Raw genomic sequence first — 25,399 nt, forward strand, 5'->3', positions numbered from 1 at the left:
TTATCGGGGCTTCAGCGTGAAGGGGAGCGCGTCGGCATGCAGGGCCTCGGCCAGCGCGGCACGGTGCTTGAGCACGGCGCGCTGGTTGATGGAGCCCTTGTCGGTCACTTCGCCCTTGTCGATCGAGGGCGGCTCGGAAACGATGTGCGCGCGCGCGATGCGGTTGGCGCTGCCGGTGCTCGACGCGGCGAGCGTGTCGAGCAGTTGCTGGATTTGCGCCTGTACGGGCGGGCTTTCGACCACGTCCTTCATCGAAGCATCGGGGGAGAGGCCGGCCAGCGCGCGTACGGCTTGTGTCGGGAAGATCAGCGCGCCGACTTCCTTGAGGTTGATGCCGGTCAGGACCACGTCCTGCACATACGGCGCGCCGGCCGCGATGATCTTCGCGCGCAGGGGGCCGACGCTCACGAAGGTGCCGGTCGCCAGCTTGAAATCCTCCGCAATGCGGCCATCGAAGCGCAGGCCGCGGTGGATGTCCTTCTCGTCGATCCACTGCACCGCGTCGCCGGTACACAAGAAACCTTCCTCGTCGAAGGCCTCGCGCGTGGCTTCAGGTGCGCGCCAGTAGCCGGGCGTGACGTTGGGGCCGCGATAGCGCACCTCCGTCTTGCCGTCGACGTCGACGAGCTTCAACGTCATTCCGGGTGTCGGCACGCCGACGTCCCCGGCGCGCACGTTCGGGCTGTTGATGAACATCGCGGAGGGGCCCGACTCCGTCATGCCCAGACCGGTGGCCATGACGATGCGCTCGCCGATCTCGGCTTCCTGGATGGAATGCAGCAGGTCCCAGATGGGCTGGGCCAGGCCGGCGCCCGAGTAGAAGAACATGCGAACGCGCGAGAGCAGGGTCTTGCGCAGTTGCGCATCGGATTGCATCGCCTGCGCGATGGCTTCGAAGCCGGTCGGAACGTTGAAGTAGACGGTCGGTGCGATCTCCCGCAGGTTGCGCAGCGTTTCCGCCATGCCCGCGGGCGTCGGCTTGCCATCGTCGATGTAGAGCGTGCCGCCGTGGTAGATCGTGATGCCGACGTTGTGGTTGCTGCCGAAGGTGTGGTTCCACGGCAGCCAGTCGATGAGGATCGGCGGTGCTTCGGCCAGTGCCGGCAGCGACTGGGCAATCTGCACCTGGTTGGCGCACCACATGCGCTGCGTGTTGACGACCGCCTTGGGCATCTTGGTGGAGCCCGAGGTGAACAGGAACTTGGTGATCGTGTCGGGACCCGTCGCTGCCATGGCGGCGTCGACTGCCGGTGTCGCCGGCGTGGCGAGCAGGCGGTCGAACGGGGTGAGCTTGCGCCCCGCGAGTTCGGGCGAAGCCTTGCCCGTATCGCCTTCGCCACCGTGACCGCGCTGAACGACCACCTCGACATCGTCCGGCACGACGGCGGCGATGGCGCGGCCGAAGCGCGCGGCGTCGCTGGCGAACACGAGCCCGGGCGTCAGCGTGTCGAAGACGTGGCGCAGCTTGTCGTAGTCCTGGCTGACGGTGGAGTAGGCAGGAGATGCCGGGCAGTAGGGGATGCCGGCGTAGATGCAGCCGAGCGACAGCAGCGCGTGTTCGAGGCTGTTCTCGCTCAGGATCATCACCGGGCGCTCGGCGCTCAGGCCTCGGTCGAGCAATGCCTGGCCAATGCGGCGTGCGCCCTGCAGCGCCTGCGAATACGTGAGGTGCTGCCACTCGCCCGTACTGCCGTCGGGCAACTGCTCGCGGCGCGCCATGAAGCTGCGGTCCGGCGCGACCTGCGCCCAGTGCAGCAGTCGGTCCGTGATGCGCTCGGCGTAGTCGCCCAGCGGCTGGGTGGCTTGCAGATAGCGGACGCCCGATGCGCCTTCGCGCAGGCTGACGTGACGCACGCCGAAGTCCAGGGGGCGATAGCGGGGCTCTGCGTCGGTGCGAATGGCTTGCATGGGGTCCTCGGATCGTCTGGAGGGTCAGGATTTCTGCACTTTGGCGGCCTTGCCTTCGAGGAAGGCGCGCACGCGTTCCTTGGCATCGGGTGCGCTTTGAGCGATGCCCGCCATGAGCGCTTCGGTGAAGAAGCCGTGGTCGGCCGGCTGTTCGGCGATGCGCGGCAGGGCGTGCATCAGCGCGTAGTTGGTCAGCGGTGCGTTGGTTGCAACGCGCTTCGCGAGCTCGACCGCCTTGTCGAAGGCCGTGCCTTCGGGCACGAGGTACTGCGCGAAGCCGGCGCGTTCGCCTTCTTCGGCGTTGTAGACGCGGCCGGTCATCATCATGTCGGTCATGCGCGCGGCGCCGATGAGTTTGGGAATGCGGACCGAACCGCCGCCGCCGACGAAGATGCCGCGCGAGCCTTCCGGCAACGCGTAGAAGGTGCTCGCGTCGGCCACACGGATGTGGCAGGCGCTTGCGAGCTCCAGTCCTCCGCCGACCACCGCGCCGTGGAGCGCGGCGATCACCGGCACCGGGCCGTATTGCACGAGATCGAGCGCCGCGTGCCACATGCGCGAGTGCTGCAGGCCCTGGCCGGCGTCGCGCTCCTGAAGTTCGGAAAGGTCCAGCCCGGCACAGAAGTGCGGGCCCTCGCCGTCGATCACCGCGGCACGCACTGTCGGGGGCAGGTTTTCGAAGGTATTGCGCAGCGCGAGGATCAGCGCATCCGACAACGCGTTGCGCTTGGCGCCACGTGTCAGGCGGATGATGGCGATGTCGCCCTGGAGTTCGAGCTGGAGGTCGGTATGGGTCATGATTGCATTCCGGAGTACGATCGATTATGGTTATAGAAAATAATCAATTCAAGCCGCGCGACAGGGTGCGGCATGAGGATTTACCCTAAGCCGCAAACCGCCCGGAGACAACGCCATGGACCACCAGAACCTGATCGCGATCGACACTCACACGCATGCGGAGGTGAGCTGCTGGAATCCCTTCGACAACTACGGCGAGGAATACGACCGTGCCGCCGACAAGTACTTCCGGTCCAGCCGGCGTCCGACGATCCAGGAAAGCATCGACTACTACCGGGAACGCAAAATCGGCCTGGTGATGTTCATGGTCGACGCCGAGTCGAACATGGGCCGCCGCCGCATCCCCAACGAGGAGATCGCCGAAGCCGCGCAGAAGAACCCCGACATCATGATCGCCTTTGCCAGCATCGACCCGCACAAGGGCAAGATGGGCGCGCGCGAGGCGCGGCGGCTGATCGAGGAGCACGGCGTCAAGGGCTTCAAGTTTCACCCGACGGTGCAGGGCTTTCACCCTTACGACAAGATGGCGTGGCCCATCTACGAGGTGATCAACGAATACGGGCTTCCGGCCGTGTTCCATACCGGCCACAGCGGCATCGGCTCAGGCATGCGCTGCGGCGGCGGCCTTCGTCTCGAATACAGCAACCCGATGCACCTGGACGACGTCGCCATCGACTTCCCCGACATGCAGATCGTGATGGCGCATCCGAGCTTTCCGTGGCAGGACGAGGCCCTGAGCGTGGCGACGCACAAGCCGAACGTCTGGATCGACCTGTCGGGCTGGAGCCCCAAGTACTTTCCGAAGCAGCTCGTGCAGTACGCCAACACCCTGCTGAAGGACCGCGTGCTGTTTGCGAGCGACTACCCGCTGATCACGCCTGACCGATGGCTCAAGGACTTCGAGGATGCCGGTTTCAAGCCCGAGGTGGTGCCCGGCATCCTCAAGGGCAATGCGGTTCGCCTGCTGAAGCTCGACCAGTAGGTCGGCGCGCGGGCATTACGAGGTCTTTTCTTCCTCGATCCGGTCCCAGTCCAGGCTGGAGCGCAGGCGCCGCTCTTCGCGTTCGCGCGCCATCTGTTCCTGGAATTGCTGGCGTCCTTCCTTCGCAACCGCGATCAGCTTTGCCCTGTCCTTGTAGTGCGGATAGGTCTCGTGCATGAGCTCGATATTGCGACGCCGGAAGCGCATGGCCGTTTCGCGCGCTTCATGCGCGGGCCAGCCAAGCCCTTCGAGCACCGAGCGGGCGCTGCGCAGCGACGACTCGAACATCTCGCGCTCGATGAATTCGACCTTCCGATCGAGCAGTTGGTAGAGGTGCGCCACATTGCGCGCGCGCGCAACGATCCTTGCGTTGGGAAAGTGCTCGCGTGCCAGGTCCACGATTTCGAGCGATTGCTCCATGTCGTCGACCGCGATGACCAGCACCTTGGCGGTGCCGGCGCCTGCGGTGCGCAGAAGATCGAGCCGGGTCGCATCCCCGTAGAAGACGCGAAAGCCGAATTCGCGCAGGCTCTCGATGGTGTCTGGATCATGGTCCAGCACGGTGATTTTGAGGCCCTGCGCGCTCAGCATGCGACCGACGATCTGTCCGTAGCGACCGAAGCCGCAGATGACGACCTTGGCATCCTGCTGCTCGGAGATTTCCTCCATGCTCGTCGGCGCGTGGGCGCTGTAGCGCGGGAGAACCCACTTGTCGATCGCGACCAGCAGCAGCGGCGAGACCAGCATCGACAGCGCGACCGCCCCGATCAGGAAGGACGCGACGCCGTGCGGCAGCACATTCGGCCCGGCGGCCTGGAACACGACGAAGGCGAACTCGCCACCCTGCGCGAGCAGCAGCGTGAACACAGGCCGCTGCTGGTAGGGAATCCCCATCGCCTTCGCCAGGGCGTAGATCACGACGAACTTGAAGACCATGAAGCCGACGACGACCAACGCCATCAGCAGGGGCTGGGCGAGCAGCACGCCGAAATCGATGCTCATGCCGACGGCGATGAAAAAGAGCCCGAGCAGCAGGCCCTTGAAGGGCTCGATGTCGGTCTCGAGCTCGCGCCGGTATTCGCTCTCCGCCAGCAGCACGCCGGCCAGGAAGGCGCCCAATGCCATCGAGAGGCCGATGAACTGCATCAGCGCGGCGATGGCGACGACCAGCAACAGGGCGGCAGCGGTAAATATCTCGGGCGTGTTGCTGCGTGCGATCCAGCGAAACACCGGACGAAGGGCGAGTCGACCGCCGAGCACGATGCCACCGATGACGCCGACGATCTTCAGGCCTTCGAGTGCCCGTTCGGCGCCGCTTAAATCGGTACCCGCATCGGCGCCGACCGCCAGCAGCGGCAGCAGCGCCAGGATCGGAATGGCCGCCACGTCCTGGAACAGCAGGATCGAGAAGCCGGCCTGCCCGCTGGACGTGAGAAGCAGATTGCGCTCGCCGAGCACCTGCAGCGCGATCGCGGTCGACGACAGCGCCAGTCCCAGCGCCGCCACCAGTGCGACTCGCCAGTCCGCACCCGCCGCCCAGCCGACCAGGAACAGCACCGCGGCGCAGGCCAGCACCTGCGCGGATCCCCAGCCGAAGATCGGCTGGCGCAGGCTCCAGAGGCGCTTGGGTTCCAGTTCGAGCCCGACCAGGAACAGCATGAGCACCACGCCGAACTCGGCGAAGTGCAGGATGTCCTCGACATTGGTGACCAGCCCGAGCCCCCACGGCCCGATGGCAATGCCGGCAGCGAGGTACCCGATGATCGAGCCGAGCCCGAGCGCCTTGGACAGTGGCACCACCAGCACCGCAGCGCCGAGGTAGATCAGGGAATTGACGAGCCAGGCCGGGGCGTGCGCCATGGTCAGGCCCCCCCGTGGACGACCGGCCTGTCCACCTCGGGCACCGCGCAACTCGCGCAGGTGTCCAGGTCTTCGAGTTCGGGCCAGTTCGGATAGGTGGAAAGCCGGTCCTTGAAGACGGCGACATGCGCCGACACCTCGCTGGCCGGGGCGCTGCGCGCACCGTGGAACAGCAGCGGCGGGAGAAATCGCATGCCGCAGAGCGCGGCGGTCTGCTCGTAGGGCGGCAGGAAAGCGTCGAAGAAGTAGCGGTTGTAGCTTTGAGGGTGGTAGCTCGCCTCAGGACCGCCGGTGGTGGCGACCAGCCAGAAATCCTTGCCCTCCAATGCGCTTCCCTGGGTGCCATAGGCCCATCCGTAGCCGAGCACTTCGTCCATCCAGAGCTTCTGCAGCGCGGGCATCGAATACCACTGGATCGGGTGCAGCAGCACGAGCAAGTCGGCGCGGGCGAGACGGCGCTGCTCGGTATCGACATCGATCGCGTAGTCGGGGTAGCTGTCGTAGAGGTCGTTCACCTCGACACCCGGCACCGCCTGCGCTGCCTTCAGCAACTGGAGGTTGACGCGCGAGTCTCTCCAACGCGGATGCGCGGCGATGAGGTAGATGCGCGGGGTGCTTTCCGGGTTTGTTGTTGTCGGCATCCCGCGAACATAGCGTACTCCGTGCGCGGCTACCATGACGGCTGTTTCAGCCTCGAGGAGCCTTTCATGCCGGTGGTCCTGGTCGCCAATCCCAAGGGCGGAGTCGGAAAATCCACGCTTGCAACCAACATCGCGGGCTATTTCGCCAGCCGTGGTCACGCGGTGATGCTCGGGGATATCGATCGCCAGCAGTCATCTCGGCTGTGGCTCAATCTGCGGACGCCGCAGGCGCGAGAGATCCGGAGCTGGGACGCTTCCGAGGACGGCAACGTCGTGCGGCCGCCGCGCGGGACGACCCACGCCGTCATCGACACGCCGGCCGGTCTGCACGGCTCCCGCTTCAAGGATGTCGTTGCGCTGGCCGACAAGGTGCTCGTGCCCTTGCAGCCCAGCATCTTCGATATCTATGCGACACGGGATTTCCTCGACAAGCTGCTGTCGCACCGTCATGCCGACAAGGCGCAGGTGGCCCTGGTCGGCATGCGCGTCGATGCCCGCACGCTGGCGGCCGACCGCCTGCGGGAGTTCGTCTCCGGTCTCGACGTGCCGGTGCTGGGGGAGCTTCGGGATACGCAGAACTACGTCCAGCTCGCAGCCCGCGGACTCACGCTGTTCGATATCGCGCCCGGCCGGGTGCAGCGCGATCTGGAGCAGTGGGAGCCGATTCGCCAGTGGCTCGACGCCTGAGGTTTTCCCCTAGTCAGCTTGTCGCGGCGTGGACAGGCGCAGCGCCGGCGCACCGATAAAGTGAATTGCATGAAAAAGACCTTCCAGACCCTCCAGGATCTCGCCGCATGCGTCGGCCAGGAAGTCGCCGTGAGCGACTGGATCACTATCACGCAGGAGCAGGTCAACCTGTTCGCCGAGGCCACCGGCGATCACCAGTGGATTCACGTGGATGTCGAAAAGGCCAAGGCGGGCCCGTTCGGTGGTCCCATTGCCCATGGCTTCCTGACCTTGTCCCTGTTGCCGCGGATCTACGAGACGGCCATGAGCGTGGTCGAGTCGCGCATGGGGGTGAACTACGGGCTGAACCGCGTCCGCTTCATGGCGCCGGTGCCGGTCGGCGGGCGCGTGCGCGGTCGGATGAAGTTGCTGACCTCGGAGCCGATTGCGAACGACGGGCTTCAGATGACCTGGGAAACCACCATCGAACTCGAGGGCTCGCCCAAGCCGGCCTGTGTCGCCGAATCGGTCGTCCGCAGGTATCCGTAGCTCGCCCCCAGGCTTCGCGCACTTCGTGTCGCTTCGCCTACCCCCTGCCGGGGGCACCACCGGCGGACCGGCGGAGCCGGTTCCGCGGTGGTTCGCGAAGGGAAGAGATGCCGTCGGTCGCTAGCGGAAGTCGTTCTGGCGCCACGCCTCGAAGACGGTGACGGCTACCGCGTTCGACAGGTTCAGGCTGCGTTGGCCTTCGCGCATTGGCAGGCGGAGCCGTTGCGGCGGGGCGAAGCTCTCCCGCAATTCGGGTGCGAGGCCCCTTGTTTCCGAACCGAAGACGAGCCAGTCGCCCGGCTGGAATGCGACGTCGTAGACCACGTGGGTGCCGCGCGTGGTGAGCGCGAACATTCGGTTGGGCGGTGGGCGCTGGGTGTCGAGCAGGGTTGGCCAATCCGGGTGGCGCAGGACTTGCGCGTATTCGTGATAGTCCAGTCCCGCCCGGCGCAGCAGGCGGTCGTCCATCGAGAAGCCGAGGGGCTCGACCAGATGCAGGGTGCAGCCCGTGTTGGCGGCCAGGCGGATGACGTTGCCGGTGTTGGGCGGGATCTCGGGTTCGACGAGGACGATGTGAAACATGACGTCGATTGTCGACGTGTCGACGGCGCTCAGGCGGGCGCCTCCGTCCGCGCGAGCACGATCGCCGTCACATGCGATGCGCCACCCGTGCGCAGCACGTCGGCGGCGGTGAATAGGGATGCGCCGCTCGTCATTACGTCGTCGACCAGCACGACGCGGCGCTCGCGGACGGTCGTGGCGCGCAGCGGCTCCAGGGCGAACGCTCCGCGCAGGTTGCGCAGCCGTTCGGCCCGGGTAAGACCGCTTTGTGCCGTGGTTTCCCGGATTCTCAGCAGCAGGGTGGCATCGGTTTTCCGCGGCGCCAGTCGCCTTGCGAGTTCGTGCGCCTGATTGAAGCCACGTTCGCGCAATCGGGCCGGTGCAAGAGGCATCGGCAGGACGAGGTCCGCCTTCTCGATCGCGGGCTCCACCCAGGGCGCGCTGCGCAGCAGGGTCGCGAGTGGTCCGGCCCGGCCTGCGTCGCCGCGAAACTTGAACTCAGCGATGCATTCCGGCCACGGCCACACATAGGCGCAGGCCGCGAGGCAGGCATCCAGTGGCGGGGGATTCCGCACGCACTCGCCGCACTGCGAAACGCCATCGGGCACCTGCAGCGCGCAGGTCTTGCAGCGTGGCGCCGGAGGAGCAAAGCGCGCGACGCACGCGTCGCACACCGCCTGCGCGGGCCAGGCGCGGCAGACGACGCACTGGCTCGGCAGGCGGTTGAGCAGGCCCGGGAAAGGCCGTTCGATCCAGCGGCTGAACATCCCTCAATATACTGAGCAGCCCATGTCCACCGCGCCTTCACACCGCCCGCCGACCATCGACGCCACGGCGGCCGCGCGATGGAGTCGGCTTGCGCCGGATTCGACATCCCCCTGGCTGCACGAGGAAATCGGTCGCCGCATGGAGGACCGGTTGCAATGGATAAAGGCCAAGCCGCGCCACTGGGCCGACTGGTCGCCTCTGCGTGGCGGGCTGGAAGCCCACGCGCTGGTCGCGCGGCGCTACCGCGATGCCGCCTCATACGTGATCGAGCCGGAGGCCGTCCTGGTCCCGTCGACCGGCAAGGCGCTCGCTGCGCCGTGGTGGTCGGCCCGGCGGTGGCAGGGTCCGCAGCCCAGCTTCGACGCGTCCCCGGAAGACGGCGTGGACCTGCTCTGGGCCAACATGGCGCTCCACATGGCGGCCGACCCGGAAGCGCTGATTGGGCAGTGGCATCGTCGGGTCGCGACCGACGGCTTCCTGATGTTCTCGTGCTTCGGCCCCGATACCTTGATGGAACTGCGAGCGTTGTACAGGCGCCTTGGGTGGACGCCGGCAAGCCACGAGTTCACCGACATGCACGATTGGGGCGACATGCTGGTCCATGCCGGCTTCGCGGAGCCGGTGATGGATATGGAACGCATCGTGCTTACCTGGGCCGATGCCGACGCGGCCCTGGCCGAGTTGCGCAGTCTTGGGCGCAATCTTCATCCCGGTCGCTTTCCGGCATTGCGCGGCAGGAACTGGCGGAGTGCGCTCGTCAGGGCGCTGCCTGAACTTGCGCCGGCCGAAGAGGGCGGCGGGCGGATCGGACTGACTTTCGAAGTGATCTATGGCCATGCCTTCAAACCGACCCCGCGAGTTGCCCTTTCCGCCGAAAGCGCCGTGTCCCTGCGCGAGATGCGATCAATGCTTCAGCGCGGCCGTCCCGGCGTATGAGTGAGTGTTGCATGACCCGCTACAATCCGGCGCTGCGTGAACTCCCGGGTATTGTCCCGTGATCGAGGCCTGTCGGACATGGGTTTGACAGCGATCGACGCACCGATTTGCTGAACTCGCCCGTGTCGAATTCCGTGTTTCGTTTTGCCACCGTTTCAGGCCAGAGCATCCATTGGTTCCTGAAGCGGAACTGCTCGGTCACGCCGAGCCAGCTTGGCTGGCTCTATGCGTCGCTCTGCGTCGTTTCTCTTGGCATCGGAACCGTCTTCTGGCTGAACGGCGCACGACTCGTGCTGCCGTTTGCCTGGCTCGAACTCGCCGGGGTGGGGTTTGCATTCGTGCTGTATGCACGGCATGCGACTGACGGCGAAAAGATCGCCCTGCAAGGAGGGCGGTTGGTGGTCGAACTCGAGAACGGCGGGCACTATGAACGCACGGAATTCTTGCCGCACCAGGTGCGGGTCGAGCCGCAGGACAGCGATCGCTCGCTGATCGAGGTCTCGGGTCAGGGTCGTTCGGTCAGGGTGGGGCGCTATGTGCGCCCGGAGTTGCGCGCGGCGCTGGCGCGCGAGATTCGCATGGCATTGCGCAGTGCCTGAGGGGGCAGGCGCAATGTGTCACCGTGGGGACCGGTGGGTTAACAGGAAAATGAAGAAGTGAACACGATGAAGAGCAATTGGCGCAACAAGATCTGGCCGGCGAATCTGCTGCTGGCTGCCGGCGCGGCATTCAGCGGCGCGGCACACGCAGTCGGTGACCTGCCCGGCGGGCCGTCCGTGCGTCAGTTGAATCTTCCGGTGGGTGTCACCAAGATCTCGCAAGAGCAGCATTTCCTGCACACGGTGATGATGATCCTGTGCACCGTGATCTTCGTGGCGGTGTTCGCCGTCATGTTCTATTCGATCTGGAAGCACCGCAAGTCGGTTGGCCACAAGGCGGCCAACTTCCACGAATCGGTGGTGGTCGAGGTCATCTGGACCATCGTGCCTTTCATCATCGTCATCCTGATGGCCCTGCCGGCCACACGGGTGCTGGTGGCCCAGAAGGACACCACCAACTCCGACCTGACGATCAAGACCACCGGCTACCAGTGGAAGTGGGGCTATGACTACCTGAAGGGCGAAGGCGAGGGCCTTTCCTTCATCTCGACGCTCGACAGCTCGCACCGAGCAATGTCCGACGCCGGCGCCCACGGCGATGTGCCCGACAACTACCTGCTCAAGGTCGACAACCCGCTGGTCGTGCCGGTCGACACCAAGGTCCGGATCATCACCACGGCCAACGACGTGATCCACGCCTTCGCCGTGCCGCAACTCGGCGTCAAACAGGACGCGATCCCCGGCTTCGTCCGCGACACCTGGTTCCGCGCCGAGAAGGTGGGTGACTATTACGGTCAGTGCCAGGAACTGTGCGGCAAGGAACACGCCTTCATGCCGATCCACGTGAAGGTGCTCTCCAAGGTCGACTACACCGCCTGGGTGGACGGCAAGCGCAAGGAAGCGGCCGCCAAGCAGGACGACCCGAACAAGGTCTGGACCCTTCCGGAAATCCTGGCCCGCGGCGAGAAGGTCTATGCGGCCAACTGCGCGGCCTGCCACCAGGCCAACGGCAAGGGCGCGGGCCCGATCAAGCCGCTCGACGGCTCGGCGACCGTGCTCAACGCGGATCACAAGCTGCAGCTCCACGTGGTGCTCAACGGCCAGAACAACGGCGCGATGCCGTCCTGGAAGCAACTGAGCGACACCGATATCGCCGCCGTGGTGACCTTCACCAAGAACAGCTGGTCGAACAAGACGGGCCAACTGGTGCAGCCGGCCGAGGTGCTGGCGGAGCGCGGCAAGTAAGCCGGCGCCCCCCACGACGAAGAGTTTGCAAGGAATACCAAGATGAGCGCAGTCCTCGATCCCCACGGCACCGCACACGGCCACGGCGACCATGCCCACGACGATCACCATCACGCGCCGACCGGCTGGCGTCGCTGGGTGTTCGCGACCAACCACAAGGACATCGGTACGCTGTACCTGCTGTTCTCCTTCACCATGCTGATGGTCGGCGGCGTCCTGGCGCTGCTGATCCGTGCCGAGCTGTTCCAGCCCGGACTGCAACTGGTCAACCCCGAACTGTTCAACCAGTTCACGACCATGCACGGCCTGATCATGGTGTTCGGCGCGATCATGCCGGCCTTCGTGGGCTTCGCGAACTGGATGATCCCGCTGCAGGTCGGCGCATCCGACATGGCCTTCGCGCGGATGAACAACTTCAGCTTCTGGCTGCTGATCCCGGCGGCACTGATGCTGGTGGGTTCGTTCTTCATGCCCGGCGGCGCACCCGCCGCGGGCTGGACGCTCTACGCGCCGCTCACGCTGCAGATGGGCCCCTCGATGGACGCCGGCATCTTCGCGATGCACATCATGGGCGCGTCGTCGATCATGGGCTCGATCAACATCATCGTCACCATCCTCAACATGCGCGCCCCCGGCATGACGCTGATGAAGATGCCGATGTTCTGCTGGACCTGGCTGATCACCGCCTACCTGCTGATCGCCGTGATGCCGGTGCTCGCGGGCGCCATCACGATGACGCTGACCGACCGCCATTTCGGCACAAGCTTCTTCAACCCCGCTGGCGGCGGCGACCCGGTGATGTACCAGCACATCTTCTGGTTCTTCGGCCACCCCGAGGTCTACATAATGATCTTGCCGGCCTTCGGCATCATCAGCCAGATCGTTCCGGCCTTCGCGCGCAAGAAGCTCTTCGGCTACGCCTCGATGGTGTATGCGACATCGTCGATCGCGATCCTGTCCTTCATCGTGTGGGCACACCACATGTTCACGACCGGCATGCCGCTCACCGGCCAGTTGTTCTTCATGTACGCGACCATGCTGATCGCCGTGCCGACGGCCGTGAAGATCTTCAACTGGATCGCGACCATGTGGCAGGGCTCGATGACCTTCGAGACGCCGATGCTGTTCGCCGTGGGCTTCATCTTCGTGTTCACCATGGGCGGCTTCACCGGCCTGATCCTGGCGGTTGCGCCGATCGACACGCAGTTGCAGGACACCTACTACGTGGTGGCCCACTTCCACTACGTGCTGGTGGCGGGTTCGCTGTACGCCATGTTCGCCGGCTACTACTACTGGTCGCCGAAATGGACCGGCGTGATGTACAACGAGACGCGCGGCAAGGTGCACTTCTGGTGGTCGCTGATCGCTTTCAACGTGACCTTCTTCCCGATGCACTTCCTGGGCCTGGCAGGCATGCCGCGTCGCTATGCCGACTACCCGATGCAGTTCGCGGACTTCAATGCCATCGCGACCGTGGGCGCCTTTGCCTTCGGCCTCGCGCAGGTCTACTTCTTCTTCTTCATCGCCCTCCCCACCATGATGGGCAAGGGGGAGAAGGCTTCGCAGAAGCCGTGGGAAGCCGCCGAAGGGCTCGAATGGGAAGTGCCTTCGCCCGCTCCATTCCACACCTTCGAAACGCCGCCGAAGCTGGACGCCACCGCCACCAAGGTGATCGGCTGAAGTGCATCACGTCATGACACCGGAACAGAAAAGGAACAATCGGCGCATGGGCCTCACGCTGGCCTCCATCGCGCTGCTGTTCTTCATCGGCTTCATCGTCCGCATGGTCTGGTTCGGGCGATAGGCGGGCTCATGGGCATCGGTCAACGCATCCGTCGCGAAAACGTCCGCATGGTCGGCAAGCTGGCCGTCGTTGCGGCCGGGATGTTCGGGTTCGGCTATGCGCTGGTCCCCATGTATCGCGCCATCTGCGAGATGACCGGCATCAACATCCTCGCGCTCTCGGAACTCGAGGTACCCGGCGGCGCGTCGGGCGGCAAGAACGTCCGGGTGCCCGACAACACGCAGGTCGACATGAGCCGCACGATCACGGTCGAGTTCGACGCGAACGTGCGTGGACTGTGGGACTTCAAGCCCGAGCAGCGGTCGATGCAGGTGCACCCGGGCCAGCTCAACACGGTGATGTACGAGTTCCAGAACGTGCAGAACCGCCGGATGGCCGCGCAGGCCATCCCGAGCTACGCGCCGCAACAGGCCGCGCCGTACTTCAACAAGCTCGAGTGTTTCTGCTTCAACCAGTACACCCTGGACCCGGGCGAGAAGAAGCAATGGCCGGTCGCGTTCGTGATCGATCCGAAGATCTCGAAAGACGTCAAGACGATCACGCTGTCGTACACCTTCTTCGAAGTGGGTGGCAAGACGCCCCCGGCACCGGTGGCTGCCAATTCGGCCGTGGTGCCGGCTGCGACGGAGCCGCGCTCGTGAACGCGCCCGAAACGCCGAGCAAGGGATCCTTCTGGCGGACGGTGACAGCCGTCGGCTGGTCGTTTTTCGGCGTGCGCAAGAACAGCGCTTCCCAGGACGATGTCTCCAAGCTGAACCCGCTGCACGTCATTGCGGTCGGCTTCGTGCTTGTGATGATCTTCGTCGGCGCTCTGATCCTGCTCGTGCGCTGGGTCGTTGCGCCCTGAAGAACGCGTTGCATAGAATTTGAATCGAGAAGAAAGCCAGGACCTGATATGAGTTCAACGACCCACGGCACAACGCCTTACTACTTCGTGCCCGGGCCATCGGCCTACCCAGTCATGGCGGCCACCGGCCTGCTCTTCGTCATCTTCGGGGCGGCCCAGTGGGTCAATGGCCATCAGTGGGGCGCGTGGTCGCTGCTGCTGGGCATGGTGGTGTGGCTCGGCACGCTGTTCGTCTGGTTCCGGCAATCCATCGGCGAAAGCGAGGGCGGCCAGTACGGCCACAAGGTCGATCTCTCGTTCCGCTGGAGCATGAGCTGGTTCATCTTCTCGGAGGTGATGTTCTTCGGCGCGTTCTTTACCGCGCTCTGGTGGGCACGCACCCATTCGCTGCCGGCGCTCGGAAGCCTCGACAACGCGATACTCTGGCCCGATTTCAAGGCTGTCTGGCCGACCATGGCGGCCGGCGTGACCGGTTCGCCGGCCGACATCGTCGAGCCCTTCCAGACGGTCGGGCCCTTCTGGCTGCCGACCATCAACACTGCGCTGCTGCTGAGCTCCGGCGTCACCCTCACGATCGCGCACCACGCGCTGCGCGCAGGCCATCGCGCGCAGACCGTGCGCTTCATGTGGCTCACCGTGCTGCTCGGCCTGACCTTCCTGTGCGTGCAGGGCTACGAGTACCACCATCTGTACACCGAGCTGAACCTCAAGCTCAGTTCCGGCACCTACGGCTCGACCTTCTTCATGCTGACCGGCTTCCACGGCCTGCACGTGTTCATCGGCATGCTGATGCTCTTCTTCATCACCCTTCGGATTCGCAAGGGCCACTTCACGCCGGAGCGCCACTTCGGTTTCGAAGGTGCCGCCTGGTACTGGCACTTCGTCGACGTGGTGTGGCTCGGCCTGTACTTCACGGTCTACTGGCTTTGACCATCAGCAACGGCAAAACAAAAAAGCGCCGCAAGGCGCTTTTTTCATGGTTCTCGTGGAACGAGCACCACCTACTTGCCGACCGGCAAGCCCCCTGGCTGGATGTACCCGAGCTTCCACGCCACCAGCACGCACAGGAACAAAACCACCGACAGGCCGATCCGAACAGTCAGCGCGCGCACCATGCCGCCACTTTTGGCGCGGCCGTTGCGCCCATCCTTCAGCATGAAGAACAGCGCAAATCCGAGACTCGCCAGGATGCCCAGGAAGGCGAGGGCGACAAAGTATTTCATGACCCACATTATCGGCCGCCAGGGCCGCAACCTGGTTTGAACGCCGACGCCGCAGCCGTCTCGCGGGGCTCGCGAGGCGGTCGCTTCTGGCTCATCACCGCCTTGGCCCTGATCGCCGCCGCGGGCACCGTTTCGCTCGGCCGCTGGCAGCTCTCGCGGGCTGCGCAGAAGGAAGCCATCCAGGCCGAGATCGACGCACAGAAGAACCTGCCACCGCTCGACCAGCAGGCCTTCCTGGCGCTCGACAAGCCTGAATCCACGCTGCATCGGCCGGTGCGCCTTCGCGGCCTCTGGCTGACGCCGCATACGGTCTATCTCGACAACCGTCAGATGCACGGCGTGCCAGGCTTCTATGTGCTGACGCCCTTCGCCCTCGAAGGCACCAATCAGACCGTGCTGATCCAGCGCGGCTGGATCCAGCGCAATTTCACCGAGCGGACCCAACTGCAGCCTGTCGAGACGCCTTCCGGCCTGGTCGAGGTGACCGGGCGAATCGCTTCGCCGCCGGCGCATCTGCTGGAGTTGGGCAAGCCGGATGCCGCAGCCCCAACGCCCGCGCCCGCGGGGTCTTCGCTCATCCGGCAGAATCTCGACCTTGAAGCGTTTCGCGCCGAAACCGGTCTGCCACTGCGGACCGATGTCTCCTTGCAGCAGACCGGTCCGGCTTCCGAGGGCCTGCAGCGGGATTGGCCGGCCCCAGCGCTGGGTGTTGAAAAGCACTACGGCTATGCATTCCAGTGGTTCGGGCTGTCCGCCCTCGTCCTCATCCTTTATGTCTGGTTCCAACTCATCGCCCCCTACCGCCGCGCACGCGCTGCACGCCGTGGCTGACGAGCCGCTCGGGTTGACTGTGCACTCGATGCCGTCGCCGCGCCAGGCGATGGCCGGTGCCGAGAGTCGGCGGACGGTGATGGGTCGCTGGAAGATGGTCATCGTGCTGCTGTGCTGCGCAGCGCCGGTGATCGCCTCGTATTTCACCTACTACGTGATCCGCCCCGAGGGCCGCAGCGTCTACGGCGAACTCGTCGATCCCCAGCGGCCGGTGCCGAACATCACCGGCACACTGCGCGACGGCAAGCCGATCCAGCTCTCGTCCCTGAAGGGACAGTGGCTTCTGGTCACGGTGGGCGACGCGGGTTGCGACACGCTCTGCGAGCAACAGCTCTATCTGCAGCGCCAATTGCGCGAAAGCCTGGGGCGCGAAAAAGATCGGATCGACCGCGTGTGGATCGTCAGCGACGCTGCGCCCGTGCCCGAGCGGCTCGACAACGGCCTTCGAGGCGCCACCGTGGTGCGTGTGCCGGCAGCGCAGATCGAGCAGTGGCTCGCGCCGAGCGCGGGTCATGCACTCGCCGAGCACCTCTTCGTGGTCGACCCCATGGGCAACTGGATGATGCGTTTTCCTGCCCGCATGGACACGGCCGGCGCAAGTCGTGCCAAGCGCGACCTCGATCGCCTGTTGCGCGCGTCCGCCTCCTGGGACGAGCCAGGCCGTTGATCTCGCCATGGACACGACATCGCTCTACGACCTCACGCCGATCGCCTGGCTCATGGCGGTCGGCGTGCTGATCGCCCTGGGGCCGCTGCTCTGGGTGTGGCGGCGCAATTCCGGCAAAGGCGCTGCGCGACGGCTGCATGCGCTGACCGTGCTCACGCTGTTCCTCACTTTCGACCTGACGCTGTTCGGCGCCTTCACGCGGCTGACCGATTCGGGGCTCGGCTGTCCCGACTGGCCCGGTTGCTATGGCAACGCCAGCCCGCTCGGCGCGCGCCACGACATCGCGATGGCCCAGGCCGCGCAGCCGACCGGCCCGGTCACGCACAGCAAGGCGTGGGTCGAGATGGTTCACCGCTACCTGGCAACCGGTGTTGGCGTCCTGATCCTCGCGCTGGCCATCGCGACCTTGATCGCGCGACGCCGCCAGCGCACGGCCGATCACGTTGGCGAGAAGCCTCTCAGCGCGTGGTGGCCCGCCGCCACGCTGGTGTGGGTTTGCCTGCAAGGCGCGTTCGGTGCCATGACAGTGACCTGGAAGCTTTACCCGGCGATCGTCACCCTGCATTTGATGGGTGCCGTCGTGCTGCTGGCGCTGCTCTGCATCCAGGCCGTGCGGTATCAGCAGGTTGCGGCACAGCGCGTCGCCACGGCTGTGCCCTCCGCGCTGCGCACCCTGCTGTTGGCAACGACGGCGCTTCTTGCGCTGCAGATTGCCCTTGGCGGCTGGGTCAGCACCAACTATGCGGTGCTCGCCTGTACGCAATTTCCGACCTGCCAGGGCAGTTGGTGGCCTCCCATGAACTTCTCGCAAGGCTTTCAGATCTGGCGCCAACTCGGCGAGACGACGGGCGGCGTGCCCATCGATTTCGCGGCGCTGACCGCCATTCACTACGCGCATCGGTTGATGGCGTATGTCGTGTTCGTCGCCATCGGCGTCTTGGCATGGCGTCTGCACGGCGTCGAGCCGCTGCGTGCTCAGGCGCGCTGGCTCGGCGGCCTCGCATTGCTCCAGCTTGCGACCGGCCTGGGCAACGTGCTTCTGGGCTGGCCGCTCGCGGCGGCAGTGCTGCATACCGGCGGCGCCGCGGCGCTCGCAGTGGTGCTCACCTGGACAATCTGCGAGAGCCGGCGCGAACGCGTTTCGGTGCTTGCCGGCTCCGGCGCGCGCAGCAACCGGATGGAGGCCGCATGACCGCACCAGCCTCCGTCCATGCCACGACGACCGCGAACGTCCTGCGCCAGTTCTACGCGCTGACCAAGCCTCGCGTGGTGCAACTGATCGTCTTCTGCGCGCTGATCGGCATGGTGCTGGCTGTGCCCGGCGTGCCGACGCTGGCCGATCTGCAACAGGGTGCTCTTGCCTGCATCGGCATCTGGCTGGTCGCGGGCGCTGCCGCAGCCTTCAACTGTCTGGTCGAAAAGGGTATCGACGCCAAGATGAAGCGGACGGCCTGGCGGCCGACGGCACGCGGGCAACTCAGCGACCGGCAGGCGCTGATCTTCTCTGCGGCGTTATGTGCAGTCGGTTCGGCGGTGTTGTGGTTCACGGTGAACCCGCTGACCATGTGGCTGACCTTCGCCACCTTCGTCGGCTATGCGGTGGTGTACACCGTGATCCTGAAACCGCTCACGCCCCAGAACATCGTCATCGGCGGTGCGTCCGGTGCGATGCCCCCTGTGCTGGGCTGGGCCGCGATGACGGGCGAGGTCGGCCCCGAGGCGCTGATTCTTTTCCTCATCATCTTCCTGTGGACGCCGCCGCACTTCTGGGCGCTGGCGCTCTATCGCGTCGAGGACTACCGCAAGGCGGGCCTTCCGATGTTGCCGGTGACGCACGGCAATGAATTCACGCGGCTGCAGGTGTTGCTCTATACCTTCATCCTGTTCGCCGCGTGCCTGATGCCTTTCATCTACGGCATGAGCGGCTGGCTCTATCTGGTCGTCGCCATCGGCGTGAGCATCGGCTTCACAGGCTATGCCTTCGCGCTGTGGCGAAACTATTCCGACGCGCTGGCACGCAAGACCTTTCGTTTTTCACTGATCCACCTGAGCGTGCTGTTCGCCGGGCTGCTGGTCGATCACTACCTCCGATGAAGCATTCGATGAACAAGCGGCAAGCTCTCCAGTGGCTGGCGAAAGTGGCGACCTGGGCTGGCGTTGCAGCCGTCGCAGGCATGAATCTCGTGGCCTGCTCCGAATCCAAGGCCAGCTTCAACGCGGTCGACATCACCGGCGCGGACTACGCCAAGGACTTTTCGCTGGCGGACGCCGACGGCCGCGTGCGGACGATGGCGGACTTCAAGGGCAAGGCCGTCGTCATGTTCTTCGGTTATGCACAGTGTCCTGATGTCTGCCCGACGACCATGTCCGAGATGGCCCAGGTCAAGCAGCAACTGGGCGCGGACGCCGACAAGCTGCAGGTCCTGTTCGTCACGGTCGACCCGGCGCGCGATACGCCGGAAGTAATGAAGGCCTACATGGGCGCGTTCGACCCGTCGTTCGTGGCGCTCATTCCCACGCCGGAGCAACTCGCGGCCTTGGCGAAGGACTTCAAGGTCTACTACAAGAAGGTCGACGGCAAGACGCCCACCAGCTATTCGATGGACCACTCTGCGGCCAGCTTTGTCTACGATCCGCAGGGTCGTGTGCGGCTCTATGCGCGCTACGGCGGCGGGGTGCCGGCGATGGTGTCGGACATCAAGGCACTGCTGAAGTCCTGAGTCCAGACGCCGTCGAAGCGAATGGCTGCTGCGCCCTGAAAACAAAAAGCCCGGCACAGGGCCGGGCTGATTCGGGAGCACAGGCGGCTCAAGCGTATTCGGCCAGCGCCTTCTTCATCTTCTTCATTGCCGCCACTTCGATCTGGCGGATGCGCTCGGCGCTCACGCCATAGACCGCGGCCAGATCGTGCAGCGTCATCCCGCCCGAGCCGTCGTCATTGACCTTGAGCCAGCGCTCCTCGACGATGCGGCGGCTGCGCTCGTCCAGTGCCTCCAGGGCAGTCGAGATGCCGTCCGTGGAGAGACGATCGCGCTGCTGAGATTCGAGCTGGGCCGTCGGCTCCTGGGTTGCGTCCGCCAGATAGGCGATCGGGCCGAAGCCTTCGTCGCCATCGTCGGACGGGCTGGGATCGAGCAGGACGTCGCCGCCGGAGAGGCGCGTTTCCATTTCCAGCACTTCTTCGGGCTTCACGTTCAACCGGGTCGCCATTTGCGAGACTTCATCGGGGCTCAACGTGTCGCGGTGGGTGCCGCCGTCCGCTGCGGCCGAATCGGCCTTGAAGCCCTGCTTCATCGAGCGCAGGTTGAAGAAGAGCTTGCGCTGGGCCTTGGTCGTCGCGACCTTGACCATGCGCCAGTTCTTGAGGATGTACTCGTGGATTTCGGCCTTGATCCAGTGCATGGCGTAGCTCACCAGCCGCACGCCCTGGTCGGGGTCGAAACGTTTCACGGCCTTCATCAGGCCGACATTGCCTTCCTGGATCAGGTCGCCGTGCGGCAGCCCGTAGCCCAGGTATTGGCGGGAAATGGAGACGACGAGCCGCAGGTGCGAAAGGATCAGCGCACTGGCAGCTTCGAGGTCATTGTTGTCGCGCAACTTGCGCGCGAAACCCTGCTCTTCCTCGAGCGTCAGCAGTGGCAACCGGTTGGCTGCCGAAATGTAGGCGTCCAGGTTACCCAGCGGGGGGACCATCGACCAGGGATTGGCGACGGCCAGCTGGTTGGCAGAGGCTCCAGACAGTGTTGTCATTCGGGAAACTCCTTCGTTCTTGGTCATATTAGCACTCGGTTGGAGCGAGTGCTAAGGTAAGGGTTCCCACCTATTTCTATCGGGGTGATAGCCGAAGTGCATGGGCAAAAGCTGCAAGGAGCGGCACAACCCTGCTTACCACCGCATGCCGAGCCGCACGAACAGTCTGGACAGGACGAAGAGCGGCCCGATCCACAAGTATTGGATGTCTTCGAAAAACGAAGGTTTCTTGCCTTCGATCTTGTGGCCAACGAACTGGAACACCCATGCCACTAGAAAAATAGCGGCTGAAACCGGAAAAACAAAGTCGCCCAGCGCATGCACCGCCGCCAGCAGCGCGACCGTGCCCACGAGCATGGTGATCAGGAAGACAGTGGAGCGCAGGGTCGCGTAGTACATGAGGCTCGCCGCCACGAATGCATAGGCTGCCCAAGGGTGGAGCGCGAAAAGCAGCCCGACAATGCTGAGCATGATGGCCGGGATCGCCACCATGTGAATGGCTTCGTTGGTGGGGTTCCGGTGGCTTTCGCCGTAGTGCGCGAGCAGGCGGTCCACCTTCCTGTCGCTGCCGGTCAGCGGCGCGGCCGTTGTGTTCATCTTGTCTCCTCGGCTTGTTCTTGCGCCGAAGATGATGCCAGATCGTCGGGAGCGCGTCGCGCGGAACCGACTATCCCAACAGGGCCTCCGCGAACTCCCGGGCGTTGAAGGTCTCGAGGTCTTCGAGCTTCTCTCCCACGCCGATGAAATAGACGGGAATCGGCCGCTCGCGGGCGATGGCGCACAGCACGCCGCCCTTGGCCGTGCCGTCGAGCTTGGTGACGACCAGGCCCGTCAATCCCAGGGTTTCGTCGAAGGCCTTGACCTGCGCCAGGGCGTTCTGCCCGGTGTTTCCGTCGATGACGAGCAGGACCTCATGCGGCGCGGTTGCGTCGGCCCGGGTGACGACGCGCTTGATCTTCTTCAGTTCGTCCATCAGGTGGATTTGCGTCGGCAGCCTTCCGGCCGTGTCGACCAGCACGACGTCCTTGCCGCGCGCCTTCCCTGCGTTGACCGCATCGAAGCTCACGGCAGCCGGGTCGCCGCCTTCCTGACTGACGATTTCCACGGTGTTGCGATCGGCCCAGACCAGCAACTGCTCGCGCGCAGCCGCCCGGAAGGTGTCGGCGGCCGCCAGGAGCACGGAAGCGCCTTCGTTCGCCAGGTGCTTGGTCAGCTTGCCGATCGAAGTCGTCTTGCCCGCGCCGTTGACGCCGGCCACCATGATCACGGTCGGCGTGTGCTTGCCGATCACGAGCGCCTTTTCCAGCGGGCGAAGCAGATCCGCAATCGCGTCGGCCAACAGCACCTTCACTTGAGCGGCGTCGGTCGCCATGTTGCTCTTCACGCGGCGGCGGAGGTCATCGAGCAGATGCTCCGTCGCCTTGACCCCCGTATCCGCCATCAGGAGGGCTTCTTCGAGTTCCTCGTACAGCGCGTCGTCGATCTGGGCGTTGACGAAGGCGGCGGTGATGCTGTTTCCGGTCTTTCGCAGGCCGTTCTTGAGCTTGCCGAGCCATCCGCTGCGCTCTTGCTCAGGCGCCTGGACTGGCGGTGGCGCCGCTGGCACAACCAGTGCCAGTGCCAGTGCCGGTGCGGGCGTCGCTGGGGATGCCGGTGCGAATGTCGGAGGCGCGGCAACAGGCGCCTGAGGCGTTGGTGGCGAAACGGGCGGGGTTGCCGGCGCCGCTGGCGGCTCTGCAACCTCCGGTTTGCTGCCAAACCAAGTGGAGGGCGAAAAGACCGACTTGGCCTGCACGGGCGGCTCAGCGGGCGTCTCGGCCGGCGGAACCGCGGGTGTCGGAGGCGCCACTTGCCCCTCGGAAGGCGGTTTTTTCTTGAAGAAACTGAACATTGCGTGGTTTTTACAATCCGAGCCATTCTATGAAACACCCCTCGCCACGCCGCGCTGCGTTTGGTGCGGTGCTGGCCTCGGTGCTGATCGCGCCCTGGGCCTTGCCCGTCCTTGCGCAAACTCCCCCCTCGTCGCCACCGGTCTCCGCAGCCGCAGTAACCGCCCCGGTTCCAGCCGAACAGTTCACGCTTGCCAACGGGATGACCCTGATCGTCAAGCCCGACCGTCGCGCACCGACCGCGGTCCAGATGCTCTGGGTTCGCGTCGGCTCCGTGGACGAGGTCGACGGTACCTCGGGCGTGGCCCATGTCCTCGAGCACATGATGTTCAAGGGCACCAAGGACCTGAAGCCCGGCGAGTTCTCCCGCCGCGTCGCTGCGCTCGGTGGGCGCGAAAACGCTTTCACTACGCGCGACTACACCGGCTATTACCAGCAGATTCCCGCCGAAAAGCTGGAGCAGGTGATGAAGCTGGAATCGGACCGTTTTGCCAACAACCAGTGGGCCGACGACGAGTTCAAGCGCGAGATCGAAGTCGTCAAGGAAGAGCGTCGCATGCGCACCGACGATCAGCCGCGCGCCCTGCTCAGCGAACAGCAGAACGCCGCCGTCTTCACCGCCTCGCCCTATCACCGCCCCGTGGTCGGCTGGATGAGCGATCTCGATGCGATGACGCCGGAGGACGCGCGGGCCTTCTTCAAGCGCTGGTACACCCCGGCCAACGCGGCGATCGTCGTCGCGGGCGATGTCGATGTTGCCAAGGTGCGGGCCTGGGCCGAGAAGTACTACGGTTCGATCCCTGCGCGCGCGGTCCCGGAACGCAAGCCGCGCACCGAGCCTGCCCAGCGCGGCGTTCGTCGCGTCGAGTTCAAGGCCCCGGCCGAGCAGGCCTATGTCTCGCTCGCGTATCGCGTGCCTCGGATCGATCCCGCGGACAAGTTCGCCGGCGATATCGACCCCTACGCGCTGGTGGTGCTGGCTGCAGTGCTCGACGGCTATCCGGGCGCGCGGCTCGATCGCGCATTGACACAGGGTCCCGATCGCGTGGCCGACTCGGCCGGCGCCTATTCGGGCTTTGTCGGTCGTGGCCCGCAATTGTTCGTGCTGGAAGGTGTCCCCGCGGCAGGCAAGACTGCCGCGGCGGTCGAAGCCGCGCTGCGCGCCGAAGTGGCGAAGATCGCCCGCGACGGCATCGGCGAGGCCGAGTTGGCCCGCGTGAAGACGCAGTGGGTCGCGAGCGAGACCTACAAGCTCGATTCCGTGATGGCGCAGGCGCGCGAACTCGGAGCCAACTGGGTGCAGGGCCTGCCGCTCGACGCCAGCGCGCGCATCATCGACCGGCTCCAGGGCGTGACGGCCGCACAGGTCCAGGCCGCGGCAGCCAGGTATTTCGGTGATGACCAACTGACCGCCGCCGTGCTGCATCCCCTGCCGCCCGAGACCGCCCGCCGTTCGCGTGGCTTCGCAGCGCCCGCCGGCGACCTGCGCTGAAAGAAGGCTGAATCCGCATGCTCACCCCATTCGACATCCGACGCACCTCGCGTCGCGCCATCCTCGCTGTCGCCACGATGGTCCTCGGCGTTTGCGCCCACGCCGGCGTTCCGATCCAGCATTGGACGCAGCCGAGCGGCGCGAAGATCTATCTCGCGGCCACCAATGCACTCCCCATCGTCGACGTCCAGATCGACTTCGATGCAGGCGCCCGCCGTGATCCTCCCGCCCAGTCCGGCCTGGCCAGTGTGACCGCCGGCATGGTCGAAAAGGGCATCCGCGCCAACGGTAGCGACCCCGCCATGGACCAGAACGCCCTTGGCGAAGCGTGGGCCGATCTCGGAGCGAACTTCGACGTGAGCGCGGGTTCGGAGCGCACCAGTTTCACCTTGCGGACCCTCTCGAATCCAGCCCTGCTCGACAAGGCGGTGCGACTCGCCGCGCGCGAGATCGGCGAGCCGGCCTTTCCCGAAGACGTCTGGAAGCGTGAACGCGAGCGACTGAACGCCGCCATCCGGGAGGCCAACACCAAGCCGGCCACGATCGCGGAAAAGGCATTCTCCCAGGCGGTCTACGGAACGCATCCTTACGGCGTGGACACCACCGAAGCGACGCTCGCGCAGATCGACGTCGCCACGATGCGGCAGCGCTACGAGCGGCTCATCGTTCCGTGCCGCGCCAAGGTCAGCATCGTCGGGGCCGCGACGCGCGAGCGTGCCGACGAAATCGCGACCGCGCTGCTGTCCCGGCTGCCTTCGTCGCCGTCCGCGTGCGCGGCGCTGCCCCCTGTGCCCGAGGTCGCGCCGCTCACCGCCGCCAAGGAAGAGCGGATTCCGCACGATTCCGCGCAGGCGCACGTGATCATCGGCCAGCCCGGCTACCGGCGCGCCGATCCGGACCACTTCGCGCTGAATCTCGGCAACTACGTCCTCGGTGGCGGCGGCTTCGTATCGCGGCTGACCGAACAGGTACGCGAGAAGCGCGGGCTGGCCTATAGCGTGTACAGCTCGTTCTCGCCGGGCCTGCATGCGGGCGCGTTCCGCATCGGCTTCCAGACGCGCCCTGACCAGGCCGACGAGGCGGTACAGGTCTCGCGCGAAGTGCTGGCGAAATTCGTCGCCGAGGGCCCGACCGACGCCGAGCTGAAGGCCGCCAAGGACAACCTCATCGGCGGCTTCCCGCTCCTGCTCGACAGCAACCGCAAGCTGCTGGGCAATGTCGCGAACATCGCCTGGAACGATCTGCCGCTGGACTACCTCGACACCTGGACCGCCCGCATGAACGCCGTCACGGCGGCGGACATCAAGGCTGCGTATGCGCGCAAACTGCAGCCCGACCGAATGGTGACCGTCGTGGTCGGGGGCAAGCCGAAGCCCTGAATGC

Annotated in this window: 28 protein-coding genes; 18 read left to right on the top strand and 10 right to left on the bottom strand. The window is 65.4% G+C overall.

Annotation, left to right across the window (positions count from 1 at the left end; all coding sequences use genetic code 11):
• Positions 1-1,908: a feruloyl-CoA synthase gene (locus AC1D3B_RS10480; RefSeq protein ID WP_478190593.1), complete on the bottom strand. Its 1,908-nt coding sequence runs from the start codon at positions 1,906-1,908 to the stop codon at positions 1-3.
• Between the two features lie 24 nt (positions 1,909-1,932).
• A complete protein-coding gene (locus AC1D3B_RS10485) occupies positions 1,933-2,706 on the bottom strand; it encodes a crotonase/enoyl-CoA hydratase family protein (protein WP_478190594.1) in 774 nt (257 codons plus the stop codon).
• Positions 2,707-2,821: 115 nt separating this feature from the next.
• On the opposite strand from AC1D3B_RS10485, the gene AC1D3B_RS10490 reads away from it, so the two are divergent.
• Positions 2,822-3,688, top strand: coding sequence for an amidohydrolase family protein (locus tag AC1D3B_RS10490; protein ID WP_286666800.1), 867 nt, complete (start codon positions 2,822-2,824; stop codon positions 3,686-3,688).
• Positions 3,689-3,703: 15 nt separating this feature from the next.
• On the opposite strand, the gene kefC is transcribed toward AC1D3B_RS10490, so the two are convergent.
• Together kefC and kefF are read right to left on the bottom strand one after the other, a co-directional pair.
• The gene (kefC, locus tag AC1D3B_RS10495; RefSeq protein ID WP_478190595.1) at positions 3,704-5,548 is read right to left on the bottom strand and encodes a glutathione-regulated potassium-efflux system protein KefC; all 1,845 of its coding nucleotides are present in this window, start codon (positions 5,546-5,548) and stop codon (positions 3,704-3,706) included.
• Between the two features lie 2 nt (positions 5,549-5,550).
• A complete protein-coding gene (kefF, locus tag AC1D3B_RS10500) occupies positions 5,551-6,189 on the bottom strand; it encodes a glutathione-regulated potassium-efflux system oxidoreductase KefF (protein ID WP_478190596.1) in 639 nt (212 codons plus the stop codon).
• Positions 6,190-6,255: 66 nt separating this feature from the next.
• On the opposite strand from kefF, the gene AC1D3B_RS10505 reads away from it, so the two are divergent.
• Positions 6,256-6,876 (top strand): ParA family protein, encoded by a 621-nt coding sequence (locus AC1D3B_RS10505; RefSeq protein WP_478190597.1) that lies wholly within the window; start codon positions 6,256-6,258, stop codon positions 6,874-6,876.
• Positions 6,877-6,945: 69 nt separating this feature from the next.
• On the top strand, positions 6,946-7,404 hold the full coding sequence (locus AC1D3B_RS10510; protein WP_478190598.1) for a MaoC family dehydratase: 459 nt from the start codon (positions 6,946-6,948) through the stop codon (positions 7,402-7,404).
• Between the two features lie 120 nt (positions 7,405-7,524).
• Here AC1D3B_RS10510 and AC1D3B_RS10515 read toward each other — a convergent pair whose 3' ends face one another.
• Complete coding sequence (locus AC1D3B_RS10515) at positions 7,525-7,986, bottom strand: tRNA (cytidine(34)-2'-O)-methyltransferase (protein WP_478190599.1); 462 nt, start codon at positions 7,984-7,986, stop codon at positions 7,525-7,527.
• A gap of 29 nt (positions 7,987-8,015) precedes the next feature.
• A complete protein-coding gene (locus tag AC1D3B_RS10520; protein ID WP_478190600.1) occupies positions 8,016-8,732 on the bottom strand; it encodes a ComF family protein in 717 nt (238 codons plus the stop codon).
• Positions 8,733-8,754: 22 nt separating this feature from the next.
• Between AC1D3B_RS10520 and AC1D3B_RS10525 the strand changes: the two genes are divergently transcribed.
• The 8 genes from AC1D3B_RS10525 to AC1D3B_RS10560 all read left to right on the top strand — a co-directional run bounded on the left by AC1D3B_RS10525 (position 8,755) and on the right by AC1D3B_RS10560 (position 15,094).
• Positions 8,755-9,669 (top strand): methyltransferase domain-containing protein, encoded by a 915-nt coding sequence (locus tag AC1D3B_RS10525; RefSeq protein WP_478190601.1) that lies wholly within the window; start codon positions 8,755-8,757, stop codon positions 9,667-9,669.
• A gap of 122 nt (positions 9,670-9,791) precedes the next feature.
• Positions 9,792-10,268: a DUF2244 domain-containing protein gene (locus tag AC1D3B_RS10530; protein ID WP_028249432.1), complete on the top strand. Its 477-nt coding sequence runs from the start codon at positions 9,792-9,794 to the stop codon at positions 10,266-10,268.
• 66 nt (positions 10,269-10,334) lie between these two features.
• The gene (coxB, locus tag AC1D3B_RS10535) at positions 10,335-11,513 is read left to right on the top strand and encodes a cytochrome c oxidase subunit II (RefSeq protein WP_478190675.1); all 1,179 of its coding nucleotides are present in this window, start codon (positions 10,335-10,337) and stop codon (positions 11,511-11,513) included.
• A 42-nt stretch (positions 11,514-11,555) separates the two neighbouring features.
• On the top strand, positions 11,556-13,193 hold the full coding sequence (ctaD, locus tag AC1D3B_RS10540; RefSeq protein WP_478190602.1) for a cytochrome c oxidase subunit I: 1,638 nt from the start codon (positions 11,556-11,558) through the stop codon (positions 13,191-13,193).
• 13 nt (positions 13,194-13,206) lie between these two features.
• Complete coding sequence (locus tag AC1D3B_RS10545) at positions 13,207-13,317, top strand: cytochrome oxidase small assembly protein (protein WP_478190603.1); 111 nt, start codon at positions 13,207-13,209, stop codon at positions 13,315-13,317.
• An 8-nt stretch (positions 13,318-13,325) separates the two neighbouring features.
• Positions 13,326-13,958 carry a cytochrome c oxidase assembly protein gene (locus AC1D3B_RS10550; protein WP_478190604.1) on the top strand — a complete coding sequence of 211 codons (633 nt, stop codon included), beginning with the start codon at positions 13,326-13,328 and terminating at the stop codon, positions 13,956-13,958.
• Positions 13,955-14,164 (top strand): DUF2970 domain-containing protein, encoded by a 210-nt coding sequence (locus AC1D3B_RS10555; RefSeq protein ID WP_478190605.1) that lies wholly within the window; start codon positions 13,955-13,957, stop codon positions 14,162-14,164. The genes AC1D3B_RS10550 and AC1D3B_RS10555 overlap by 4 nt, the downstream gene beginning before the upstream one ends.
• A 48-nt stretch (positions 14,165-14,212) precedes the next feature.
• Positions 14,213-15,094 (top strand): cytochrome c oxidase subunit 3, encoded by an 882-nt coding sequence (locus AC1D3B_RS10560; protein WP_478190606.1) that lies wholly within the window; start codon positions 14,213-14,215, stop codon positions 15,092-15,094.
• A 71-nt stretch (positions 15,095-15,165) separates the two neighbouring features.
• Here the strand turns inward: AC1D3B_RS10560 and AC1D3B_RS10565 are convergent, their stop codons facing one another.
• Positions 15,166-15,387 carry a twin transmembrane helix small protein gene (locus tag AC1D3B_RS10565; protein ID WP_286567799.1) on the bottom strand — a complete coding sequence of 74 codons (222 nt, stop codon included), beginning with the start codon at positions 15,385-15,387 and terminating at the stop codon, positions 15,166-15,168.
• A 36-nt stretch (positions 15,388-15,423) separates the two neighbouring features.
• Here AC1D3B_RS10565 and AC1D3B_RS10570 point away from each other — a divergent pair, with 36 nt between their 5' ends.
• Genes AC1D3B_RS10570 through AC1D3B_RS10590 form a run of 5 tightly spaced genes read left to right on the top strand, consistent with a single transcriptional unit; the run spans position 15,424 to position 19,605 of the window.
• Positions 15,424-16,218 (top strand): SURF1 family protein, encoded by a 795-nt coding sequence (locus AC1D3B_RS10570; RefSeq protein ID WP_478190607.1) that lies wholly within the window; start codon positions 15,424-15,426, stop codon positions 16,216-16,218.
• Positions 16,160-16,885: an SCO family protein gene (locus tag AC1D3B_RS10575; protein WP_478190608.1), complete on the top strand. Its 726-nt coding sequence runs from the start codon at positions 16,160-16,162 to the stop codon at positions 16,883-16,885. Before AC1D3B_RS10570 ends, AC1D3B_RS10575 begins: the two co-directional genes overlap by 59 nt.
• Positions 16,886-16,892: 7 nt before the next feature.
• Positions 16,893-18,077, top strand: a complete 1,185-nt coding sequence (locus tag AC1D3B_RS10580; RefSeq protein WP_478190609.1) for a COX15/CtaA family protein — start codon at positions 16,893-16,895, stop codon at positions 18,075-18,077.
• Positions 18,074-18,979, top strand: a complete 906-nt coding sequence (cyoE, locus tag AC1D3B_RS10585) for a heme o synthase (protein ID WP_478190610.1) — start codon at positions 18,074-18,076, stop codon at positions 18,977-18,979. Before AC1D3B_RS10580 ends, cyoE begins: the two co-directional genes overlap by 4 nt.
• Before the next feature lie 8 nt (positions 18,980-18,987).
• Positions 18,988-19,605 (top strand): SCO family protein, encoded by a 618-nt coding sequence (locus tag AC1D3B_RS10590; protein WP_478190611.1) that lies wholly within the window; start codon positions 18,988-18,990, stop codon positions 19,603-19,605.
• Between the two features lie 88 nt (positions 19,606-19,693).
• Here AC1D3B_RS10590 and rpoH read toward each other — a convergent pair whose 3' ends face one another.
• From rpoH to ftsY, 3 genes are all read right to left on the bottom strand, one after another.
• Entirely contained in the window at positions 19,694-20,635 is a 942-nt protein-coding gene (rpoH, locus tag AC1D3B_RS10595; RefSeq protein ID WP_478190612.1) for an RNA polymerase sigma factor RpoH, read from the bottom strand.
• A gap of 135 nt (positions 20,636-20,770) precedes the next feature.
• On the bottom strand, positions 20,771-21,232 hold the full coding sequence (locus AC1D3B_RS10600) for an Mpo1 family 2-hydroxy fatty acid dioxygenase (RefSeq protein ID WP_478190613.1): 462 nt from the start codon (positions 21,230-21,232) through the stop codon (positions 20,771-20,773).
• Positions 21,233-21,302: 70 nt separating this feature from the next.
• Positions 21,303-22,526 carry a signal recognition particle-docking protein FtsY gene (ftsY, locus tag AC1D3B_RS10605; protein WP_478190614.1) on the bottom strand — a complete coding sequence of 408 codons (1,224 nt, stop codon included), beginning with the start codon at positions 22,524-22,526 and terminating at the stop codon, positions 21,303-21,305.
• 29 nt (positions 22,527-22,555) lie between these two features.
• Between ftsY and AC1D3B_RS10610 the strand changes: the two genes are divergently transcribed.
• Positions 22,556-24,016 carry a M16 family metallopeptidase gene (locus AC1D3B_RS10610; protein ID WP_478190615.1) on the top strand — a complete coding sequence of 487 codons (1,461 nt, stop codon included), beginning with the start codon at positions 22,556-22,558 and terminating at the stop codon, positions 24,014-24,016.
• A 17-nt stretch (positions 24,017-24,033) separates the two neighbouring features.
• Entirely contained in the window at positions 24,034-25,395 is a 1,362-nt protein-coding gene (locus AC1D3B_RS10615) for a M16 family metallopeptidase (protein ID WP_478190616.1), read from the top strand.
• The last annotated feature ends 4 nt before the right edge of the window (positions 25,396-25,399 follow it).

Source organism: Variovorax sp. P5_A3, assembly GCF_056400665.1.

Excerpts from the sequence above, each read along its gene's own strand:
- AC1D3B_RS10480 (WP_478190593.1), bottom strand. The coding sequence starts at position 1,908 with ATGCAAGCCATTCGCACCGACGCAGAGCCCCGCTATCGCCCCCTGGAC.
- AC1D3B_RS10485 (WP_478190594.1), bottom strand. The coding sequence starts at position 2,706 with ATGACCCATACCGACCTCCAGCTCGAACTCCAGGGCGACATCGCCATC.
- AC1D3B_RS10490 (WP_286666800.1), top strand. The coding sequence starts at position 2,822 with ATGGACCACCAGAACCTGATCGCGATCGACACTCACACGCATGCGGAG.
- kefC (WP_478190595.1), bottom strand. The coding sequence starts at position 5,548 with ATGGCGCACGCCCCGGCCTGGCTCGTCAATTCCCTGATCTACCTCGGC.
- kefF (WP_478190596.1), bottom strand. The coding sequence starts at position 6,189 with ATGCCGACAACAACAAACCCGGAAAGCACCCCGCGCATCTACCTCATC.
- AC1D3B_RS10505 (WP_478190597.1), top strand. The coding sequence starts at position 6,256 with ATGCCGGTGGTCCTGGTCGCCAATCCCAAGGGCGGAGTCGGAAAATCC.
- AC1D3B_RS10510 (WP_478190598.1), top strand. The coding sequence starts at position 6,946 with ATGAAAAAGACCTTCCAGACCCTCCAGGATCTCGCCGCATGCGTCGGC.
- AC1D3B_RS10515 (WP_478190599.1), bottom strand. The coding sequence starts at position 7,986 with ATGTTTCACATCGTCCTCGTCGAACCCGAGATCCCGCCCAACACCGGC.
- AC1D3B_RS10520 (WP_478190600.1), bottom strand. The coding sequence starts at position 8,732 with ATGTTCAGCCGCTGGATCGAACGGCCTTTCCCGGGCCTGCTCAACCGC.
- AC1D3B_RS10525 (WP_478190601.1), top strand. The coding sequence starts at position 8,755 with ATGTCCACCGCGCCTTCACACCGCCCGCCGACCATCGACGCCACGGCG.
- coxB (WP_478190675.1), top strand. The coding sequence starts at position 10,335 with ATGAAGAGCAATTGGCGCAACAAGATCTGGCCGGCGAATCTGCTGCTG.
- ctaD (WP_478190602.1), top strand. The coding sequence starts at position 11,556 with ATGAGCGCAGTCCTCGATCCCCACGGCACCGCACACGGCCACGGCGAC.
- AC1D3B_RS10545 (WP_478190603.1), top strand. The coding sequence starts at position 13,207 with ATGACACCGGAACAGAAAAGGAACAATCGGCGCATGGGCCTCACGCTG.
- AC1D3B_RS10550 (WP_478190604.1), top strand. The coding sequence starts at position 13,326 with ATGGGCATCGGTCAACGCATCCGTCGCGAAAACGTCCGCATGGTCGGC.
- AC1D3B_RS10560 (WP_478190606.1), top strand. The coding sequence starts at position 14,213 with ATGAGTTCAACGACCCACGGCACAACGCCTTACTACTTCGTGCCCGGG.
- AC1D3B_RS10565 (WP_286567799.1), bottom strand. The coding sequence starts at position 15,387 with ATGAAATACTTTGTCGCCCTCGCCTTCCTGGGCATCCTGGCGAGTCTC.
- AC1D3B_RS10575 (WP_478190608.1), top strand. The coding sequence starts at position 16,160 with ATGTCTGGTTCCAACTCATCGCCCCCTACCGCCGCGCACGCGCTGCAC.
- AC1D3B_RS10580 (WP_478190609.1), top strand. The coding sequence starts at position 16,893 with ATGGACACGACATCGCTCTACGACCTCACGCCGATCGCCTGGCTCATG.
- cyoE (WP_478190610.1), top strand. The coding sequence starts at position 18,074 with ATGACCGCACCAGCCTCCGTCCATGCCACGACGACCGCGAACGTCCTG.
- AC1D3B_RS10590 (WP_478190611.1), top strand. The coding sequence starts at position 18,988 with ATGAACAAGCGGCAAGCTCTCCAGTGGCTGGCGAAAGTGGCGACCTGG.
- rpoH (WP_478190612.1), bottom strand. The coding sequence starts at position 20,635 with ATGACAACACTGTCTGGAGCCTCTGCCAACCAGCTGGCCGTCGCCAAT.
- AC1D3B_RS10600 (WP_478190613.1), bottom strand. The coding sequence starts at position 21,232 with ATGAACACAACGGCCGCGCCGCTGACCGGCAGCGACAGGAAGGTGGAC.
- ftsY (WP_478190614.1), bottom strand. The coding sequence starts at position 22,526 with ATGTTCAGTTTCTTCAAGAAAAAACCGCCTTCCGAGGGGCAAGTGGCG.
- AC1D3B_RS10610 (WP_478190615.1), top strand. The coding sequence starts at position 22,556 with ATGAAACACCCCTCGCCACGCCGCGCTGCGTTTGGTGCGGTGCTGGCC.
- AC1D3B_RS10615 (WP_478190616.1), top strand. The coding sequence starts at position 24,034 with ATGCTCACCCCATTCGACATCCGACGCACCTCGCGTCGCGCCATCCTC.